Below are 17,998 nucleotides of genomic sequence, written 5' to 3' on the forward strand. Positions count from 1 at the left end.
TTCTGATGGAAACAATCGCCGTTCCTTTCCGAGAAGACACCGCAGATCGCCTGAAGCGTGCGGCGGCCGAGATCGGGATGCCGGTCGGCGAATTTATCGCCTCGGCGGCCGAAGGTTTCATCACGGACAGTGAAGTTCACCGTGGCTCGCCGTTATCGGCGGATCAGATCGCGCAGATCGAGGCGGGACTGACCGCAGAGCGGGAGGGGCGGATCATTTCGAATGTGGAGGCGGAAGCCCGGCTTGCGGCGCGTCGTACGCGGTGAAGGATTTCGAATGGTCTGAGCCCGCGCTGACGGCCTTCTCCGATTTTCTGGATCACCTTGATGCGCACAATCTCGCAACTGCGGACAGGGCGGAAGCGGAGATCAAGGCCACGCTCTGGCGTCTGGCCGAGCATCCTCATCAAGGTCACCTGTCCCGCTGGCCTGGGCTTCTCGAATGGAGCGCAGCCGACTGGAAGAAGATCATCGTCTATCGCGAACGCCCGGACGGCATTCGCATCATCGCCTTCTACGACGCTCGACAGGATTTGAGCGCCGTTCATCCCACTCCGAACGACTGATTGAACATGCTTTCCATTTCCAACCTCCACGTCTCCGTCGGCGAAAAGCCGATCCTCAAAGGCCTGACGCTCGAAGTGCCGGCGGGCGAGGTGCACGCCATCATGGGGCCGAACGGGGCCGGGAAGTCGACGCTGGGTTACGCCCTGTCGGGACGGCCGGGCTATGAGGCGACCGAAGGCGCGGTCGAATGGGCCGGCGAGGATCTGCTGGCGCTGGACCCGGCCGAACGGGCGGCCAAGGGCGTCTTCCTGTCGTTCCAGTATCCGATCGAGATCCCCGGCGTGCCGGCCCTGACCTTCGTGCGGACGGCGCTGAATGCGCAGAAGCGCGCGCGGGGCGAGGAGGAGGTGGCGGCGCCGGCCTTCCTGAAGCTGGTGCGCGAGGCGTCCAAGGCGCTGAAGATGGACTTCGACATGCTGAAGCGGCCGCTGAACGTCGGCTTCTCCGGCGGCGAGAAGAAGCGGATGGAGATCCTGCAGATGGCCTTGCTGGAGCCGTCGCTGCTGATCCTGGACGAGACGGATTCGGGCCTGGACATCGACGCCCTGCGGATCGTGTCCGAAGGGGTGAACGCCCTGCGTCGCCCGGACCGGGCCATGCTGGTCATCACCCACTATCAGCGCCTGCTGGACTACATCAAACCGGACCGGGTCCATGTGCTGGCCGGCGGCCGGATCGTGGCCTCGGGCGGGCCGGAGTTAGCGCATCAGCTGGAGGCGGAAGGATATGACAAATATCTTCCGGAACCCGCATGAGCGCGACCTTCGCCATCGACCTGACCGACGCGGCCACCTTCCCGTCGCGGCGGGATGAGGCGTGGAGGTACAGCGACCTGAAGCGTCATCTGCGCGAGGCGCCGGCGCCGTCGGGTACGACCGCAGTGGGCGCGCCGGGTCCCTTCTATGCCTTGGGCGGAGAGGCCATCGTCTTCGCCAATGGCCGACCGGTGGGCGTGACCGACTTCATCGCCTCGGGCGAGCAGACCCTGCGGCTGCGCTATATCTCGGACGCCGTCGGGACCGGCCATACGGCTAGGGCGCGGGTGGCCGTGCGGGCGGGCGCCAAGCTGCTGCTGCTGGAGACGCACGAGGGCGCGGGCTCGGCGTATGTCGCCCACAATACGCTGGAGCTGGACGTGGCGGCCGGGGCCGAGGTGACGCGCGTCGTTTTGGTCGAGGAGCCGGAAGACGCCATTTCCGTGTCCGAGGCCCATGTGAAGGTCGAGGCTGGCGGCGTCTATCGCCAGACCATCATCGCCACCGGGGCTAAGCTGCAGCGGATCGAGACCCGTATTTCTCATTTCGCCCAGGGTGCGCAGGTTCAGGCGGACGGTCTGTATCTGCTGAACGGATCGCGCCACACCGACCTGACCAGCGTGGTGCGGCACATGGAGCATGACGGCGCGACGTCGCAGCTGATCAAGGGCGTGGCGCGCGATACGGCGCGCGGCGTCTTCCAAGGCAAGATCGTCGTCGAGCGCGGCGCTGACGGCACTGATGCGCGGATGGGCCACCACGCCCTGATCGCCAGCGAACGGGCCGAGATCGACGCCAAGCCGGAACTGATCATCTACGCCGACGACGTGCAGTGCGCGCATGGCAATACGGTGGGGACGCTGGACGAAAGCGCCCTGTTCTACATGGAGCAGCGCGGCATTCCGGCCGAGGAAGCCCGCGCCCTGCTGACCCAGGCCTTCCTGATCGAGGTCATCGACCGGATCGAGCATGAGGGCGCGAGAGAGGTGGCGCGGGAATGGCTGACGGCTCGGTTGTGAACACCTTCGATCCCTACGCCGTCCGGGCGCAGTTCCCGATCCTGTCGCGACAGGTGAACGGCAAGCCGCTGGTCTATCTGGACAATGCGGCCTCGGCCCAGAAGCCGCGCGCGGTGATCGACGCCCTGGTGGCGACGATGGAGGGCGGCTACGCCAACGTCCACCGCGGCCTGCACACCCTGTCGAACGAGGCGACCGAGTCGTTCGAAAAGGCGCGCGAGATCGTCGCCCGCTTCCTGAACGCCGAGAGCCCCGAACAGGTCGTCTGGACCAAGGGCGGCACCGAGGCGATCAATCTGGTGGCCAACGGGCTGGGGCTTAGCATCGAGCCGGGCGACGAGATCATCGTCTCGGAGATGGAGCACCATTCCAACATCGTGCCCTGGCACCTGCTGCGCGAACGACGCGGGGCGGTGCTCAAGTGGATTCCGATGCTGGACGACGGCACGCTGGACATGACGGCCTATGTCGAACTGTTGGGACCGAAGACGCGGATGGTCGCGGTCACCCATATGTCGAACGTGCTGGGCACCATCAATCCAGTGGCGGAGATCACTCGCCTGGCGCATGCGGCCGGCGCCCAGGTGCTGATCGACGGGTGCCAGGGGGCGGTCCACGCGACGCCGGACGTCCAGGCCATCGGTTGCGACTTCTATGTCCTGACCGGCCACAAGCTGTTCGCTCCGACCGGCATCGGCGCCCTGTACGGCAAGGCCGAGGCGCTGGAGGCTCTGCCGCCGTATCAGGGCGGGGGCGAGATGATCGAGACGGTCGAACAGGACCGCGTGACCTATGCCAAGCCGCCCCATCGGTTCGAGGCGGGGACGCCGCCAATCCTGGAGGCCATCGGCCTGGGCGTGGCGCTGGAGTGGCTGGCGCAACACGATCGCGCGGCCGTTCAGGCGCATGAGCACGCGCTGTACCAGCACGCTGTGGACCGTCTTCAGGGTCAGAACTGGCTGCGGATTCTCGGGCAGGCGGAAGGGAAGGGCGCGATCCTGACCTTCGCTGTCGAGGGCGCGCACGCCCATGACGTCGCCCAGATCATGGACCGTTACGGTGTGGCCGTGCGGGCCGGACTGCACTGCGCCGAGCCATTGTCGAAAAGAATGGGGGTGACGTCGAGCACCCGCGCCTCCTTCGCCCTATATAACACCGTGGAGGATGCCGACGCCTTCGTGGACGCGCTGATCAAGGCGCGGAACTTCTTCGTGTAAGCTGATGACAGACGACACCATTCAAGACAGCGACGCCTTCAAGGACGCCTGGGATGAACCCCAGAAGAGCGCCCTGTCGCAGGCCGAGCTGGACACGCTGACCGAACAGCTGATCGAGGCCCTGAAGTCGGTCTATGATCCGGAAATTCCGGTCGACATCTATGAGTTGGGCCTGATCTACCGGGTCGACGTGTCTGACGACCGCGACGTGGTGGTGGATATGACTTTGACGGCCCCCGGTTGCCCCGTCGCCGGCGAGATGCCTGGCTGGGTCGAGACGGCGGTCGAAAAGGTCGAGGGAGTGCGCAGCGCCAAGGCCAATCTGGTGTTCGATCCGCCTTGGGATTCCTCGAAGATGAGCGACGAGGCCAAGCTCGCGCTCAACATGTTCTGACGGGGATAGTCCAATGACCGAACTCCAGGCCACATCCCGTCCGCGCCGCCCGCGTCCCAAGGCCGTGACCCTGACGGACGCCGCCGCCGAACGTGTGCGCGAGATCCTGGACAATGCCGAGAACGACCACATCGGTCTGCGGATCGGGGTCAAGAACGGCGGCTGCGCCGGGCAGGAGTATACCTTCGCCTATGCCGACGCGATCGGCCCCATGGATGAGGTGGTCGAGGACAAGGGCGTCACCATCCTGATCGAGCCCAAGGCCGTGCTGTTCCTGATCGGCACCGAGATCGATTACGAGACGACCCGGCTGGCGTCCAAGTTCGTGTTCAACAATCCGAACCAGACCGACGCCTGCGGCTGCGGCGAGAGCGTCACCATCATCCCGGCCGCCGCCGTCTGAGATGGCCTACGACGCGGACTTCGGCGAATGGGTGCGTGAGCATTTCGCGGGCCTGGGTCGGTTGGAGATCAAGCGGATGTTCGGCGGAGCCGGAGTCTACGCCTCCGGCGTGATGTTCGCCTTGCTGGACGACGGGGTGGTCTGGCTGAAGGGCGACGAGACGCTGGGCGATGCCTTCGTCGAGGCCGGGTGTAGGCAATTCAGATATCCGACCAAGGACGGGCGGACGATGTCCATGGGATACTGGACTTTGCCGGAGACGGCGCTCGATGATCCCGACGAGGCGGTCGCCTGGGCGCGGCGGTCGCTGGAAGTCGCGGTGCGCAAGGCGTCAGGCAAGAAGCCGAAGAAGGTTATTTAGGCGCATCCACCAGAACGGCCGGGGTGACCGGTTGACCCGTGGCCTCGGCGATCAGTTCGGCCGTGCGGGTCTCGACCACGGCTTCAAGGCGCGCCAGGAATTCGTCCTTGGACAGGCCCACGGGAATGGGGTCCAGGAACTCCAGCGTCGCCGTGCCCGGATGTTTCTCGTACTTCTCCTCGGGCCAGAACAGACCGAGGTTGGTGGCGAGGGGCACGACGGGCATATCGAAGTCGCGATACATGTGCCAGACGCCGGAACGGTAGCGATACTTCTGGCCGACCGCGGCCAGATGGCCTTCGGGATAGATCAGGATCTTGCGGTTCTCGGCCTTGGCTTCGGCGGCGCGGGTGGCCAGGGCCTGACGGGCTTCGTGGCCGCCGCAGCTGTTGACCACGATGGCGCCCAGCTTCTTCAGCACCCCGCCCAGTAGCGGAAACTTCTCCAGATGGTCGCCGGTGACGAAGGCCAGGTCGTCGAACTGATCGTAGGTGGCGAAGCCGTCGCCCCAGCTCTGATGTTTGGAGGCGATGATGAAGGCGCCGTCGGGCAGGCGGTCCTTGCCGCGCACGTCCAGTCGGATGCCGGCGAAGACAGCCATGGCCTGGACCATGCGCCTGACATAGGCGCGGATCACCCGGCTGGTCGGACCGCGTCCAGGCGCGAGGGCGGCGAAAGCCGCCGTCAGGCCGTAGCCGATCGAAAGGATCCAGTAGGCGATATTAAAGGCGAAGCTGCGCATGGCCCGACTATGGCAGAAAGCTTGACCTTGTCAGGTGTTTAGGCGGCGTTCTCGAGTGCGATCGCACTGGTCACCCGATTGCGGCCGGCATGCTTGGAGGCATAGAGCGCCGCGTCTGCGCGCTCCAGCAGGCTGGAGGCGGCCTCGCCGGACATATGCTCGGCGAATCCTGCGGACAGGGTCACGGCGCCGAGATCGTCGTTGGTCGAGCGACGACGCAGCGAACGTGAGGAGACCTCTTCCAGGATGGTCTCCAGCGCCATGGTGACGGCGCCCGCGCTCTCGCCGGGGAAGATGATCGCGAATTCTTCACCACCGAACCGGGCGACGAACCGATTGCCGCTGCAGACGCGCGACAGGATGGTGGAGACATAGCGCAGCACCTGGTCGCCGGTCTGGTGTCCCCAGGTGTCGTTGAAACGTTTGAAGTGGTCGATGTCGAGGATGGCCAGGGTCAAGGGAGCGTGGTCGTCGCCGGCGCAGGCTCTTTCCAGCCGTTCGTCGAAGGCCTTGCGGTTGGCCAGGTTGGTCAGGGCGTCCGTCATGGCGTCCCGGCGGACCTGTTCCAGGTGTTCGCGCAGCCGGGCGACCTCCTTGTTGGAGCTCTCCAGACGTTTCTCGAGAATGGCGGTCTCGCGCCGCACACGTTTCGTGGCGATGGTCAGACCGCCGACCAGAGTCTTCAGGGGCGCGCCGTTTTCGGCCGCCTCCATGGTCTGGGATGCGGCCACCAGGGTTTCGCCGTAGTCGGCCTGGGTTTTGTGGGCCTTGGCGATGGCGCCGGCCACATTGGCCAGTTCACGGTCCAGCACGGCGCCGGCGTCGCGGATGTCTTCTGACAGGCGGCTGCGCGGCAGGAACTCCGCCGCCAGAAGTTCGGCAGTCTCGTCGTTGATGACGATCTTTTCGGAAAGAAGGCGTTTGATCTCGCGGCCCAATGGGGCCTCAGGATCGCCCATATAGTGGAGCCAGAGCTCGAAATTCAGAGGCGTCGGCCAGACGCCGACCTTCTCCATGTCGGAGATGACGTCTCGCGCAAGAGAATAGGCTTCCGGTCCCCGAACCGCCATTTCGATCTGCGCCGTCATTCATCTCTCCCGAAGCTCCATTCTGAAGCTCGGGAAAGAGTACAGGCCTATCCGTAATAGCGAGTAAACGCGTCGGGGCTCAGGCGCGAATGACGACCGGGCGGCGCAGGAAGGCAGGGATGTCGTCACCGAAGCCTTTGACGCCAGAGCGTTCGCGCTCTTCCGGGCGACGCTCGCCGCGACGGTCCGACTGACGCAGATGGGGTTCGCGATCGGTGCGGGCGGTGCGGGCCTCTGCGATGGGCGCGGGCTCGGCCTCGATCTTCGTTTCCTGGAGTGGCTCCGGACGAGGGGCGGGCTTGGTGCGATTGCGGCCTCGACCGGCGGGCTTTTCGGCGGCCGACTTGTCAGCAATGTGCGCGATCTCGGTTTCCATCACGGTTTCAGCGGAAACCTCGGGCTTGGTCTTGCGGCGGCTGCGTGACCGGGTCGTGGCCTCGACGGCTGAGGCCTCGGCTTCGACTGCAGCCGGAACGGCGGCGGAAGCCTGGGCCGGCTCGGCGGCGCGTGAACGGCCGCGACCGCCCGAGCGAGACTCGCTCGAACGGGGCGAGCGCTTGTCGTCCCGTCCACCGTCCTTGATCGCGTCGAAATCGATGTCGTCGAGAACCAGCTCCTTCGGGTCCATCTTGATCAGCTTCAGCACCTTATCCAGCGACTTGTCGTCGCCGGGGGTCACGATCATGAAGGCCTGGCCCAGCTTGCCCGCGCGACCGGTGCGACCGATGCGGTGGACATAGTCGTCGGCATGGTGCGAGACGTCGTAGTTGAAGACGTGGCTGACGTCCGGGATGTCCAGACCGCGCGCGGCGACATCGGAGGCCACCAGGATCTTCAGCGCGCCCGAACGGAAGTCCGCCAGGGTCTTCATCCGGTGCGACTGGTCCAGGTCGCCGTGGATCGGCGCGGCGTCGAAGCCATGGGTCTTCAGCGACTTGGCGACGATATCGACTTCAGACTTTCGGTTGCAGAAGACGATGCCGTTGCGCACGTCCTCACGACCGACCAGGGCGCGCAGGGCGACGCGCTTGGCCTTGGGATCCGAGGTCGGGATGCGGACGATATACTGGGTGATGGTGTCGGCGGTCATCGCCGGACGCGAGGCCTCGATCCGGGTCGGATCCTTGAGGAAGGCGGTCGTCAGGCGGGTGATCTCGGGCGGCATGGTGGCCGAGAAGAACAGGGTCTGGCGACGCGGCGGCGTCAGTTTGAAGATGCGCTCGATGTCGGGAATGAAGCCCATGTCGAGCATGCGGTCGGCCTCGTCGACGACCATGATCTCGACGCCGGTCAGCAGCATCTTGCCGCGTTCGAACAGGTCCAGCAGGCGGCCCGGGGTGGCGATCAGGACGTCCACGCCCTTGTTCAGCGCCGCCACCTGGTCGCCCATGGAGACGCCGCCGATCAGCAGCACCCAGGTCAGTTTGGTGCCCTTGGCGTATTTGGCGAAGCTTTCGGCGACCTGGTCGGCCAGTTCGCGGGTCGGGGCCAGGACGATGGCGCGCGGCATGCGGGCGCGGGCCCGGCCCGAGGCCAGGCGTTCGACGAGGGGCAGGGTGAAGGCGGCGGTCTTGCCGGTGCCGGTCTGGGCGATGCCCAGGACGTCGCGGCCGGCGAGGGCGACGGGGATCGCCTGTTCCTGGATGGGGGTGGCGGTCGTGTAGCCGGTGTCGGCGACGGCCTGAAGAGTCGTGGGCGAAAGGCCCAGTTGGGAAAATTCGGTCATGAATCCTTGGGGTGGAAAGCGTCTGCGTGCATAGCAGCAACGGAACCGCCCCTCTTTGGGCGAGCGGGCGGCGCGGATCGCAGACCTGTCCCGAGGCTGGTGGCGATATAGAAGTCCCTGCGTGAAAGTCAAGTATTCTCGATATTTCGTTCGACCGGCGGGCGCGGAATAAATTCCCATGGTCAAGCTGGGACTCCGCTTGACTCGCTGCGGTGTGCAAGAGGCATATGTTGGAACAAAAGGAGAACTATTGTGGGTTCGAGCCCTAAGATCGAAGCCCTGCGCGAACATCTGAAAGCTCTGGAGGGCGACGGCCATCCGGTCGATGACGTGCGCTTCGATCTAGGGCTGGAGGCGGCGGACCGGCACCTTGGCGGGCTGGCGACACATGCGCTTCACGAGGTTTACGCCGCGACGACCCCTGATGCGACGGCCGCTATGGGGTTCGCCCTGGGGCTGGTGCGCCGGGCGGCCGGCGAGCGGCCCGTGGTCTGGGGCGTCCAGACCATGGCGGGGCTGGAAACCGGGCAGATCTATGGGCCGGGCTTGCACGAACTGGGGCTGGATCCCGGACGGCTGGTTCTGGTGCGGGTCAAGGAGATGAAGGACCTGCTGGCGGCGGGCGAGGAGGCCCTGGCCTGCGGGGCTGTGGGGGCGGTGCTGCTGACGGCGTGGGGCGAGAGCAAGGTTCTGGGTCTGACGGCCACCCGCCGCCTGTCGATGGCGGCGGGGCAGGGGCGAGCGACGGCCGTGCTGACGCGGCTGTCAGCCCAGCCCCAGCCCAGCGCGGCCGAGACCCGGTGGCGGGTCAGTGGGGCCTTGTCTCGGGCGTTGGAGGCGGAGGCTCCCGGTCACCCGACCTATGCGGTCGAACTGTTGCGGCATCGGCTGGGTGCTCAGCCGAGGAGCTGGATCATGGAGTGGGATCGTGAGCGCGGAGTCTTCGAACAGGGCGGGCAGAATGCCGGATATGAACAGTCGCACCGACCGGCGCTACCTGGCGGTCTGGTTTCCCCTGCTGCCGACGGATCGGCTGCGGCGGGAGGAGGGGCGTTCCGACGCTACGGCTGAACCCGCGACCGTGCTGGTGGAGAAGGTGAAGGGGGCTCTGCGTTTGGCCGCCGCAGACGGGTCGGCCCTCGCCCTGGGGCTATCGCCGGGCATGACCTTGGCCGATGCGCGGGCGCGGGCGCCGGACATCCGGGTGGTCGCGCATCGGCCCGAGGCGGACGCAGGGCTGCTGAAGCGCGTGCTGCTGGATTTCGGCCGCTTCACCCCGATGGCGGCGACCGATGGTGCGGACGGGCTGGCGCTGGATGTGACGGGTTGCGCGCATCTGTTCGGAGGCGAGGGGGGGCTAGTTCAGGCGGTCGCGGCGCGGGCGCAGGGTGTCGGACTGGCGGTGCGTCTGGCCATGGCCGGCACGCCCGAGGCGGCGCGCGCCCTGGCCCGGTTCGGGCGCGGCGGGATCCATCAGGGCGAGGGGCAAAGCCAGGCGCTGCGCCGCCTGCCGGTCGCGGCCCTGGAGCTGTCGGACAAGGAGACACAGGCCCTGTCGCGCGCGGGGCTGAAGACCCTGGCGCATCTGGCCGACCGCCCCACCGCCCCCATCGCCGCCCGGTTCGGCGCGGCGGCGGCGACGCGGCTGAACCGGGTGCTGGGGCGCGAGGACGCCCGCATCCGGCCCGAACGGCCGGTCCCGCTGATTTCTGTTGATCGCATCCTGGTCGAACCGATCACCGAGACGACTGATGTTGAGGCGGTGATTGGCGACCTGTTGGTTGAGGTCATGGACCGTCTGGATCTGCGCGGTCAGGGTGGGCGGGTTTTCCAGGTCGCGTTCTTCCGCCTGGACGGGGAGGTGCGCCATATCACTGTGCGCACGGGCCGGCCCACGCGCGACGCAGCGGCCGTGCTGCGTCTGTTTCGCGAGCGGTTGGCCAGTCTGGCGCGGCCGCTGGACCCGGGGTTCGGGTTTGACCAGTTGCGCCTGTCCGTGCCGGTCGCCGACCGTCTGGCCTCGCGCCAGCGCGGCTTCGACGCTGCCCCGCCGGGCGCGGAGGATCTGGGACGACTGATCGATCGTCTGACAGCGCGGCTGGGGCCGGAGGCGGTCAGCCGGTTTGAGCCGATAGAGTCGCACTGGCCCGAACGCGCCGTGCGCCTGACGCCTGCGACCCTTCCGTTGGGCGAGGTCGCCGCCTGGATCGAACCAGACCCCGCCGACCCGCCGCTGCGGCCGTTGCAGATGTTCGATCCGCCGCAGCCGGTCCTGGCCACGGCGGAGGTGCCCGACCATCCGCCGAACCGCTTCATCTGGCGGAGGGTCGATCACCGCCTGGTCCGGGTCGAAGGCCCCGAACGCATCGCCCCTGAATGGTGGCGCAGGCTGCGGGGGCCGCTGGAGCCGACGCGCGATTATTACCGCGTCGAGGACCAGGAGGGGCGGCGCTTCTGGCTCTTCCGCTCCGGCTTCTATGGCGAGGAGCCGGCGCCGCGCTGGTTCGTGCACGGGGTCTTCGCGTGACCGCCTATGCAGAGCTGGCGACGCGCAGCAACTTCTCCTTCCTGGAGGGAGCGTCGCATCCGAAGCATCTGGTGCTGAGCGCCATCCTGCGCGGCCATACCGGAATGGGGCTGGCCGACCGCAACACCCTGGCCGGGGTGGTGCGGGCGTGGAGTGCGTTGAAGACGCTGCGGGAGGAAGGCTGGTCGCCGCCGGATCGGGTTCGCCAGGGCGGCAGTCCCGGCGAGACGGTGCTGGTGGAAGACTCGTTTCCCGTCGATCTCGATCCGGAGCAGATCAAGGCGCGGGCCAAGGCCTTCAAGCTGGTCCTGGGGGCGAGGCTGCGGTTCAACGATGGGACGCCGGACATCCTGGCCTATCCCGAGGACCGGCAGGGGTGGGGGCGTCTGTGCCGCCTGCTGACCCTGGGCAACAGCCGGGCGAAGAAGGGGCAGTGCGAGATCGGGCTGCGCGACTTGCTGCGCGCGTCCGAAGGTCTGTTGCTGATCGTCATGCCGCCCCGCCGACTGGAGGGGTTGGAGGTTCTGCTGCGCCAGGTGAACGACGCCGCGCCGGGCGCCGTCTGGCTGGGCGTCGCCATGGGCCGGAGGGGCGACGACCGCCGCCGACTGGCGCGCATGAAGGTCTTGGCCGGGGCGACGGGCGCGCCGTTGCTGGCGGTCAATGACGTCCTCTATCACGACGCCGACCAGCGCGACCTGCAGGACGTCGTCACCTGTATCCGCGAGGGGGTGACGCTGGAGAGCGCCGGCCGCCGACTGGATCAGAACGCCGAACGCCACCTGAAACCGCCCGCCGAAATGAGCCGCCTGTTCGCCGACGCGCCGGAGGCGGTGACAGAGACGCAGGACGTGCTGGCGCGGGTGGCGTTCGATCTGGGGGACCTGAGCTACAATTATCCTGAAGAGCCGGTGCCGCCCGGCATGACGGCGCAGGATCGGCTGGCCGAACTGGTGTCGATCTATGAGGAGCGGAAATATCCGCAAGGCGTGCCGGACAAGGTGCAGGACCTCCTGAAAAAGGAGCTGGCTTTCATCGCCAAGGAGAATCTGGCCCACTATTTTCTGACGATCCACGACATCGTCAGATTTGCAAATGACCAGCGCATCCTGTGTCAGGGGCGAGGTTCGGCGGCGAACTCGGCCGTCTGCTATGTTCTAGGCATCACCTCGGTCGATCCGAGCGTGCACGACCTGCTGTTCGAGCGGTTCCTCTCGTCGGATCGAAAGGAGCCGCCGGACATCGACGTCGATTTCGAGCACGAGCGGCGCGAGGAGGTCATCCAGCACATCTACGAACGATATGGTCGCCACCGGGCCGGCATTGCCGCCACCGTGATCCGCTATCGTCCGCGCAGCGCCATCCGCGAAGTCGGCAAGGTCATGGGGCTGACCGAGGATGTGACGGCGCGTCTGGCGGGAAGCCAGTGGGGCAGTTTCGGATCGGATATTCCGGATCGGCATCTGGAGCAGGCCGGGCTCGAGGTCGGCAATCCGACCGTGATCCGCGCCGTCGCCATGACCCGGCGGCTGCTGGAGTTTCCCCGACATCTGTCGCAGCACGTCGGAGGTTTCGTCCTGACCCAGGATCGACTGGACGAACTGGTCCCCATTGGCAATGCGGCCATGCCGGACCGGACCTTCATCGAATGGGACAAGGACGACATCGATGCGCTGCGGCTGATGAAGGTCGATGTGCTGGCTCTGGGGATGCTGACCTGTATCCGAAAGGCGTTCGACCTGCTGGTTGAGCATGGGGGGTTGAATCTCAGGCTGGACACGGTCCCTGACGCCGACGAGCCGACCTACAAGATGCTGCAACAGGGGCGTTCCATCGGGGTCTTCCAGGTGGAGAGCCGGGCGCAGATCAACATGCTGCCGAGGCTGAAGCCGAAGCGGTTCTATGATCTGGCCATTCAGGTGGCGATCGTTCGCCCCGGGCCGATTCAAGGCAATATGGTTCATCCCTATCTGCGGCGGCGGCAGGGTCTGGAAGCCGTCGACTATCCTTCTCCCGGTGCAGAGTTCGGACATCCCGATGAGTTGAAGGACGTGTTGAAGGCGACGCTGGGCGTGCCGCTTTTTCAGGAACAGGCGATGAAGATCGCCATGGTCGCCGCGCGGTTTGACGACAAGCAGGCGAACGGCATGCGCAAGGCCATGGGGACCTTCAGGGGCGACGGGAACCTGAGCCACTATGGCCAGCTCATGGTCGAGGGCATGAAGGCGCGAGGGTATGATGCGGCCTTCGCCGAGCGTTGCTACGAACAGATCAAGGGCTTCGGCTCTTATGGTTTCCCCGAGAGCCACGCCATCTCGTTCGCCAGGCTGGTCTACATCTCGTCCTGGATCAAATGCCATCACCCGGCGGTGTTCGCCTGTGCGCTGCTGAACAGTCAGCCGATGGGTTTCTACGCCCCGGCCCAGTTGGTGCGGGATGCGCAGGAGAGCCCGCAGAAGGTCGAGGTGCGGGCGATCGATGTGAACCACAGCCTTTGGGACAATAGGCTGGAGCCGGGCGATAGGGGATTGGCTCTGCGGCTGGGCTTACGTCAGATCGACGGGTTCAAGGAAGGTTGGGCGACGAAGCTGGCGGAAGCACGCGACGCGCCTTTTACCGACGTCGAGGAGATGGCGCGGCGGACGGGACTGGAGGCGGCCGCGATGCGCAAACTGGCGGATGCGGATGCCTTCCGCTCTCTGGGGCTGGATCGGCGCGAAGGGCTGTGGGCGGTGCGGCGGTTGCCGGACGACGAGCCGTTGCCGCTGTTCCAGGCGGCGCGCGCCAGAGAGCTGGGCGTCGAGGCGGCGGCGAACCTGCCGCTGATGCCGCTGAAGGAGCATATCGCCACCGATTATCAGACGACGCGGCTGTCGCTGAAGGGGCATCCGATGCAGATCCTGCGGCCGGTGTTCGACGCCGAACGGGTGCTGAGCGCTGAGGCGGTCGAGGCCAAGAGGCACGGAGCGCTGGTGAAGACGGCGGGGGTAGTGCTGGTGCGGCAGAGGCCGGGCACGGGCAACGCGATCTTCGTGACCTTGGAGGATGAGACCGGGGTGGTGAACATCCTGTTGTGGGCGCGGCTGTTCGAGACCTTTCGGCGCGAGGTCATGGCCGCCCGGCTGATGGAGGTGGAGGGCACGGTCGAGAAGAGCGTCGAGGGCGTGCTGCACGTTATGGCGCGGCGGGTGATCGACCGGTCGGCCGAGTTGGGGCGGCTGTCCGAGGACTATGATCTGCAGGTTGAGCTGTCGCGGGCGGATGCGGTGAAATATCCGCAAGGGCCGCGCAGCCCGACCGGCCGGCATCCACGCGACGTCCGCATTCTGCCGGGGTCGCGTGACTTTCACTGACGGTCACTGACGGAGCTCAGCCGATGGCGGGCGCCGTCGCCGGGGCCCGCTTACGCGTCAGGAACAGGACCAGCAGCAAGCCCAGTCCCGAAGCGACGGCCCCGGCCAGAGACACAGCCGGATAGCCCAGGCCGCCGGCGATGACCGCTCCGCCCACGGCCGCGCCAATGGCGTTGCCGAGGTTGAAGGCGCCGATGTTCATGGCCGAGGCCAAGTTGGGCGCATCGCCGGCTGCGGCCATGACCCGCACCTGGAGCGGCGGCACCAGGGCGAAGCTGGCGATCCCCCAGAGGAAGACGAGGATTGAGGTCGGGACCGCGAACGGCATGGCCACGGCGAAGGCGACCAGAATGGCCGATAGGGAGGCCAGGGTCACGATCAAGGTCCGGTCGACCGACCTGTCCGCGAACTTGCCGCCCAGCCAGTTGCCGAGCGTCAGCCCCAGCCCATAGGTCACCAGCATGGCGGTGACGAAGCCGAGCGAGGCCTGGGTCTGCTCGCGCAGGATCGGGGCGATATAGGTGAAGACGGTGAACATGGCGCTGGAGCCGATCACCGTCAGGGCCAGGGCCGCCAGCACGGGACCGCGACCGAGGACGCGCAGTTCGGCGGCGATGTTCCCGCCGGTTGGGGCGGGCAGATTGGGCAGGGTCAGGCGCAGAGCGGCCATGACCCCCACGCCGATGGCGGCGATGCCCCAGAAGCTGGCGCGCCAGCCTAGGGCTTCGCCGGCCCAGGTCGCGAGGGGCACCCCGACGACATTGGCGATGGTCAGGCCCATGAACATGGCGGCGACGGCGCCCGCCTGACGGTTCGGCGCCACCAGGCCGGCGGCCACGATCGAGCCGACGCCGAAGAAGGCGCCGTGGTTCAGCGAGGTGATGACCCGCGCGATCAGAAGCATCGTGTAGTCGGTCGAGATCGCCGACAGCAGATTGCCGATGGTGAAGATGGCGGCAAGGCCGATCAGCAGAGCCCGACGCGGCACGCGGCCGGTGGTCAGGGTCATCAGGGGCGCGCCCAGCATCACGCCCAGGGCATAGGCGCTGATCAGCAGGCCCGCCGTGGGGATGGAGACGCCCAGGTCGGAGGCGATGACGGGCAGCAGGCCCATCGGCGCGAACTCGGTCACGCCGATACCGAAGGCGCCCGCCGCGAGGGCCAGGAGGGGAGGATTGAGTTTCATGGTTGTCCTTCGGCGATGTCCTTGTCCAGGCGCACAGATGGACGGCGGTTCGCTGGGGCGGTAGGCAGGCTTAAGGCCAAGGATTTTTGATCTGGACGCACAGATGCAGACGACCGGCGTGGACCGCGCGAGAGAGATGGAAGTGTTCGCCGCCGTGGCGCAGAGCGGCAGTTTCTCGGCGGCGGGGCGGACGCTGGATCTGACGCCGTCAGCGGTCAGCCGGACCATCGACCGGATCGAGTCGCGGCTTGGCGTGCGGCTGATGCTGCGGACCACGCGGGTGCTGACGCTGACGGCGGAGGGACAGACCTATCTGGTGGCGGCGCGTCGGATCCTGGCCGATCTGGACGATGCTGAGCGGGTCATTGCTGATCAGGGGGCGCCGCGCGGACGGGTCAGGGTCAGCGCTTCGCTGGCGCACGGCCGCCAGCGAGTCGTGCCGCTGCTGGGCGAGTTCGCCCGCCTGTATCCGCACATATTGATCGACTTCAATCTGACCGATGTCGTGGTCGATGTGGCGGCGGGTCAGGCCGATGTCGCCATCCGGTTCGGACCGCTGGCCGACAGTCCGCTGACGGCGCGGCGGCTGGGCGAGACGGGGCGGACTATCGTCGCCTCGCCGGACTATCTGGCGCGACGGGGTACGCCCCAGGTTCCGGAGGACCTCCACGCGCACGATTGTCTGAACTTCAATTTTCGCCGGGCCGAGCCGGTCTGGCCGTTCCGGCGCGACGGGCGGGATTACGCGCTTACGGTGAAGGGACCGATCGAGGCCAACAATGGCGAGACGCTGACGCAGTTGGCGCTGGCCGGCGTTGGGGTGACGCGAGTGGGCAATTTCAGCGTGGCGGACGCCATCGAAATGGGGCGGCTTGTCCCACTGCTGGAAGCCTTCAATCCCGGCGACCGCGAGCCGATCCACGCGGTCTTTGTCGGCGGGGCCAATATGCCGGCGCGGGTAAGGGTGTTCGTGGACTTTCTGGCGGAGCGCCTGAGATAGAAATCGCCGGACGGGTGGACCCGTCCGGCGATCTTCAGTCTCGACTGCGATCCGAAATCAGCGCTTGCCGAAGATCATGTCGCCCAGCTTGGCGAAGAAGCTCTTTTCTTCCGCCTTGGGAGCGGGGGTGGGAGCGGGCTTGGCGGCCGGCTTGGGGGCTTCGACGGGCTTGGGCGCCGGAGCCGCAGCGACGGGCGCAACGACCGGAGCGGGCGTCGGCGCTGCGACGACGGCGGGAGCCGCCTTGGGCGCAGCCGCAGCTTTGGCGGCGGGCTTGGCGGCCGCAGGCTTGGCTGCGGTTTTGGGCGCCGGCTTTGCAGCGGCGGGCTTGGACGCCTTGGCCGGTGCGGTTTTCGGAGCGGCGGCCTTCACCGGCGCGGCCTTGGCGGCCGGCGTGGCCTTGGGCTTGGCGGCCGCCTTGGGCGCAGCGGCCTTCGGAGCGGCGGTCTTGGCGACCGCAGCCTTGGGAGCAGCGGCCTTGGGCGCAGCAGATTTCGCAGCGGGCTTGGCGGCCGTGGTCTTGGCGGCAGGCTTGGCGGCGGCCGGCTTGGTCGCCTTGGGCGCCGCTGTTTTCTCGGCGACAGGCTTCACAGCGCTCGACTTCGGCGCGGCTTTAGGCTTGGAAGCGGCGGTCGCCGGCTTCGGCGACGCAGTTTTAGACGTAGACGGTGACTTGGCCATGTATTCCCCGACCCCTCGGTTAGTTAAAAAGCCCGGCGGCGTCGGGAAGACGAAGCGCCGGATCGCAACGATTCGCCATCTTAGCGGTGTTTGAAAAATGTCCGAGTCCGCAGTTCAGATAATCGCACGGGGTCCGCGCGAAAACGCAGAGGCCGCCGCCGCCGCCATCGACGCCGATCCCACGCTGGAGGGCGCGACCTATTCCATCCTGGAGGAGGACGAGGATCGCAACATCTGGCGCATCGACGCCTTCCCGACCACGGCCGAAGAGGTCGAGGGGCTGAAGGCGACCCTGGCCGACTATCCGGTCACCGTCACGGTCGAGAAACTGGCCGACGCCGACTGGCTGGCCATGTCGCTGTCGGGCCTGCCGCCGGTGCGGGCCGGGCGCTTCTTCGTCTATGGGGCCCATGACGAGGGACGAGTGCCGCCCAACGCCGTCAATCTGAAGATCGACGCCGGCGCCGCCTTCGGCACTGGCCACCACGGCACGACGGTCGGCTGTCTGGAGGCCTTCGACGACCTGCTGAAGCGCGAGCGATTCGAGCGGGTGCTGGACGTCGGCTGCGGCACGGGCGTCCTGGCCATTGCGGCGGCGCGGACCGGCAGCCGGATCGCGGTTGGTACCGACATCGACGCCCCCTCGGTGCGGATCGCCAATGAGAACGCCGCCCTGAACCAGGCCCACGCCAGTTTCGTCCACGCCTCGGGCCTGAACGATCAGCGGGTGCGCCGTCATGGGCCGTATGACCTGGTCTTCGCCAATATCCTGGCCCCGCCGCTGGTGGCCCTGTCGCAGGACATCAAGATGGCGCTGAGCCTGGGCGGGGTCGCCATCCTGTCGGGCCTGTTGCGGACCCAGGAACGCCGGGTGACGGCGGCCTATACCTCGCGCGGCTTCCGGCTGGAGAAGCGCATCCATCACGACGCCTGGAGCGCCCTGGTGCTGCGGCGGATGGGCTGAGGAACGAGAGACGAGA

Annotated in this window: 18 protein-coding genes; 13 read left to right on the top strand and 5 right to left on the bottom strand. The window is 67.0% G+C overall.

Annotated elements, in window-relative coordinates; translation table 11 throughout:
* Nucleotides 1-5 precede the first annotated feature (5 nt).
* From ACW17X_RS02855 to ACW17X_RS02890, 8 genes are read left to right on the top strand one after another with little or no spacing between them, the layout of a single operon-like run.
* On the top strand, nucleotides 6-266 hold the full coding sequence (locus ACW17X_RS02855) for a hypothetical protein (RefSeq protein WP_492099565.1): 261 nt from the start codon (nucleotides 6-8) through the stop codon (nucleotides 264-266).
* Complete coding sequence (locus ACW17X_RS02860) at nucleotides 263-565, top strand: type II toxin-antitoxin system RelE/ParE family toxin (RefSeq protein ID WP_492099566.1); 303 nt, start codon at nucleotides 263-265, stop codon at nucleotides 563-565. Before ACW17X_RS02855 ends, ACW17X_RS02860 begins: the two co-directional genes overlap by 4 nt.
* 6 nt (nucleotides 566-571) lie before the next feature.
* Nucleotides 572-1,321 carry a Fe-S cluster assembly ATPase SufC gene (gene sufC / locus ACW17X_RS02865; protein WP_492099567.1) on the top strand — a complete coding sequence of 250 codons (750 nt, stop codon included), beginning with the start codon at nucleotides 572-574 and terminating at the stop codon, nucleotides 1,319-1,321.
* Nucleotides 1,318-2,340 carry a Fe-S cluster assembly protein SufD gene (gene sufD, locus ACW17X_RS02870; RefSeq protein ID WP_492099568.1) on the top strand — a complete coding sequence of 341 codons (1,023 nt, stop codon included), beginning with the start codon at nucleotides 1,318-1,320 and terminating at the stop codon, nucleotides 2,338-2,340. The genes sufC and sufD overlap by 4 nt, the downstream gene beginning before the upstream one ends.
* The gene (locus tag ACW17X_RS02875; RefSeq protein WP_492099569.1) at nucleotides 2,319-3,557 is read left to right on the top strand and encodes an aminotransferase class V-fold PLP-dependent enzyme; all 1,239 of its coding nucleotides are present in this window, start codon (nucleotides 2,319-2,321) and stop codon (nucleotides 3,555-3,557) included. The genes sufD and ACW17X_RS02875 overlap by 22 nt, the downstream gene beginning before the upstream one ends.
* A gap of 4 nt (nucleotides 3,558-3,561) precedes the next feature.
* Nucleotides 3,562-3,951 carry an SUF system Fe-S cluster assembly protein gene (locus ACW17X_RS02880; protein WP_183195062.1) on the top strand — a complete coding sequence of 130 codons (390 nt, stop codon included), beginning with the start codon at nucleotides 3,562-3,564 and terminating at the stop codon, nucleotides 3,949-3,951.
* 13 nt (nucleotides 3,952-3,964) lie between these two features.
* The gene (locus tag ACW17X_RS02885; RefSeq protein WP_492099570.1) at nucleotides 3,965-4,354 is read left to right on the top strand and encodes a HesB/IscA family protein; all 390 of its coding nucleotides are present in this window, start codon (nucleotides 3,965-3,967) and stop codon (nucleotides 4,352-4,354) included.
* A gap of 1 nt (nucleotide 4,355) precedes the next feature.
* Complete coding sequence (locus tag ACW17X_RS02890) at nucleotides 4,356-4,715, top strand: TfoX/Sxy family protein (RefSeq protein ID WP_492099571.1); 360 nt, start codon at nucleotides 4,356-4,358, stop codon at nucleotides 4,713-4,715.
* On the opposite strand, the gene ACW17X_RS02895 is transcribed toward ACW17X_RS02890, so the two are convergent.
* The 3 genes from ACW17X_RS02895 to ACW17X_RS02905 form a co-directional block, all read right to left on the bottom strand.
* Nucleotides 4,708-5,457, bottom strand: a complete 750-nt coding sequence (locus ACW17X_RS02895; protein WP_492099572.1) for a lysophospholipid acyltransferase family protein — start codon at nucleotides 5,455-5,457, stop codon at nucleotides 4,708-4,710. The two genes, ACW17X_RS02890 and ACW17X_RS02895, sit on opposite strands and share 8 nt — an antisense overlap.
* Before the next feature lie 38 nt (nucleotides 5,458-5,495).
* Nucleotides 5,496-6,545, bottom strand: a complete 1,050-nt coding sequence (locus tag ACW17X_RS02900; RefSeq protein ID WP_492099573.1) for a GGDEF domain-containing protein — start codon at nucleotides 6,543-6,545, stop codon at nucleotides 5,496-5,498.
* Between the two features lie 79 nt (nucleotides 6,546-6,624).
* Complete coding sequence (locus ACW17X_RS02905) at nucleotides 6,625-8,271, bottom strand: DEAD/DEAH box helicase (protein ID WP_492099574.1); 1,647 nt, start codon at nucleotides 8,269-8,271, stop codon at nucleotides 6,625-6,627.
* A 252-nt stretch (nucleotides 8,272-8,523) separates the two neighbouring features.
* On the opposite strand from ACW17X_RS02905, the gene ACW17X_RS02910 reads away from it, so the two are divergent.
* From ACW17X_RS02910 to ACW17X_RS02920, 3 genes are read left to right on the top strand one after another with little or no spacing between them, the layout of a single operon-like run.
* Nucleotides 8,524-9,342, top strand: coding sequence for an ImuA family protein (locus ACW17X_RS02910; protein WP_492099575.1), 819 nt, complete (start codon nucleotides 8,524-8,526; stop codon nucleotides 9,340-9,342).
* Complete coding sequence (locus ACW17X_RS02915; protein WP_492099576.1) at nucleotides 9,242-10,798, top strand: Y-family DNA polymerase; 1,557 nt, start codon at nucleotides 9,242-9,244, stop codon at nucleotides 10,796-10,798. Before ACW17X_RS02910 ends, ACW17X_RS02915 begins: the two co-directional genes overlap by 101 nt.
* Entirely contained in the window at nucleotides 10,795-14,151 is a 3,357-nt protein-coding gene (locus tag ACW17X_RS02920) for an error-prone DNA polymerase (RefSeq protein WP_492099577.1), read from the top strand. The genes ACW17X_RS02915 and ACW17X_RS02920 overlap by 4 nt, the downstream gene beginning before the upstream one ends.
* 16 nt (nucleotides 14,152-14,167) lie before the next feature.
* Here ACW17X_RS02920 and ACW17X_RS02925 read toward each other — a convergent pair whose 3' ends face one another.
* Nucleotides 14,168-15,337 carry an MFS transporter gene (locus tag ACW17X_RS02925; RefSeq protein WP_492099578.1) on the bottom strand — a complete coding sequence of 390 codons (1,170 nt, stop codon included), beginning with the start codon at nucleotides 15,335-15,337 and terminating at the stop codon, nucleotides 14,168-14,170.
* A 103-nt stretch (nucleotides 15,338-15,440) separates the two neighbouring features.
* Here ACW17X_RS02925 and ACW17X_RS02930 point away from each other — a divergent pair, with 103 nt between their 5' ends.
* Nucleotides 15,441-16,337, top strand: coding sequence for a LysR family transcriptional regulator (locus ACW17X_RS02930; protein WP_492099579.1), 897 nt, complete (start codon nucleotides 15,441-15,443; stop codon nucleotides 16,335-16,337).
* 57 nt (nucleotides 16,338-16,394) lie between these two features.
* On the opposite strand, the gene ACW17X_RS02935 is transcribed toward ACW17X_RS02930, so the two are convergent.
* Entirely contained in the window at nucleotides 16,395-16,928 is a 534-nt protein-coding gene (locus ACW17X_RS02935; protein WP_492099580.1) for a hypothetical protein, read from the bottom strand.
* 187 nt (nucleotides 16,929-17,115) lie between these two features.
* Here ACW17X_RS02935 and ACW17X_RS02940 point away from each other — a divergent pair, with 187 nt between their 5' ends.
* On the top strand, nucleotides 17,116-17,982 hold the full coding sequence (locus tag ACW17X_RS02940) for a 50S ribosomal protein L11 methyltransferase (RefSeq protein ID WP_035310799.1): 867 nt from the start codon (nucleotides 17,116-17,118) through the stop codon (nucleotides 17,980-17,982).
* Nucleotides 17,983-17,998 lie beyond the last annotated feature (16 nt).

The organism is Brevundimonas sp. FV1ye4L, assembly GCF_058681255.1.

Excerpts from the sequence above, each read along its gene's own strand:
- ACW17X_RS02895 (WP_492099572.1), bottom strand. The coding sequence starts at position 5,457 with ATGCGCAGCTTCGCCTTTAATATCGCCTACTGGATCCTTTCGATCGGC.
- ACW17X_RS02875 (WP_492099569.1), top strand. The coding sequence starts at position 2,319 with ATGGCTGACGGCTCGGTTGTGAACACCTTCGATCCCTACGCCGTCCGG.
- ACW17X_RS02940 (WP_035310799.1), top strand. The coding sequence starts at position 17,116 with ATGTCCGAGTCCGCAGTTCAGATAATCGCACGGGGTCCGCGCGAAAAC.
- ACW17X_RS02890 (WP_492099571.1), top strand. The coding sequence starts at position 4,356 with ATGGCCTACGACGCGGACTTCGGCGAATGGGTGCGTGAGCATTTCGCG.
- ACW17X_RS02880 (WP_183195062.1), top strand. The coding sequence starts at position 3,562 with ATGACAGACGACACCATTCAAGACAGCGACGCCTTCAAGGACGCCTGG.
- ACW17X_RS02885 (WP_492099570.1), top strand. The coding sequence starts at position 3,965 with ATGACCGAACTCCAGGCCACATCCCGTCCGCGCCGCCCGCGTCCCAAG.
- sufC (WP_492099567.1), top strand. The coding sequence starts at position 572 with ATGCTTTCCATTTCCAACCTCCACGTCTCCGTCGGCGAAAAGCCGATC.
- ACW17X_RS02905 (WP_492099574.1), bottom strand. The coding sequence starts at position 8,271 with ATGACCGAATTTTCCCAACTGGGCCTTTCGCCCACGACTCTTCAGGCC.
- ACW17X_RS02900 (WP_492099573.1), bottom strand. The coding sequence starts at position 6,545 with ATGACGGCGCAGATCGAAATGGCGGTTCGGGGACCGGAAGCCTATTCT.
- sufD (WP_492099568.1), top strand. The coding sequence starts at position 1,318 with ATGAGCGCGACCTTCGCCATCGACCTGACCGACGCGGCCACCTTCCCG.
- ACW17X_RS02915 (WP_492099576.1), top strand. The coding sequence starts at position 9,242 with ATGAACAGTCGCACCGACCGGCGCTACCTGGCGGTCTGGTTTCCCCTG.
- ACW17X_RS02925 (WP_492099578.1), bottom strand. The coding sequence starts at position 15,337 with ATGAAACTCAATCCTCCCCTCCTGGCCCTCGCGGCGGGCGCCTTCGGT.
- ACW17X_RS02855 (WP_492099565.1), top strand. The coding sequence starts at position 6 with ATGGAAACAATCGCCGTTCCTTTCCGAGAAGACACCGCAGATCGCCTG.
- ACW17X_RS02930 (WP_492099579.1), top strand. The coding sequence starts at position 15,441 with ATGCAGACGACCGGCGTGGACCGCGCGAGAGAGATGGAAGTGTTCGCC.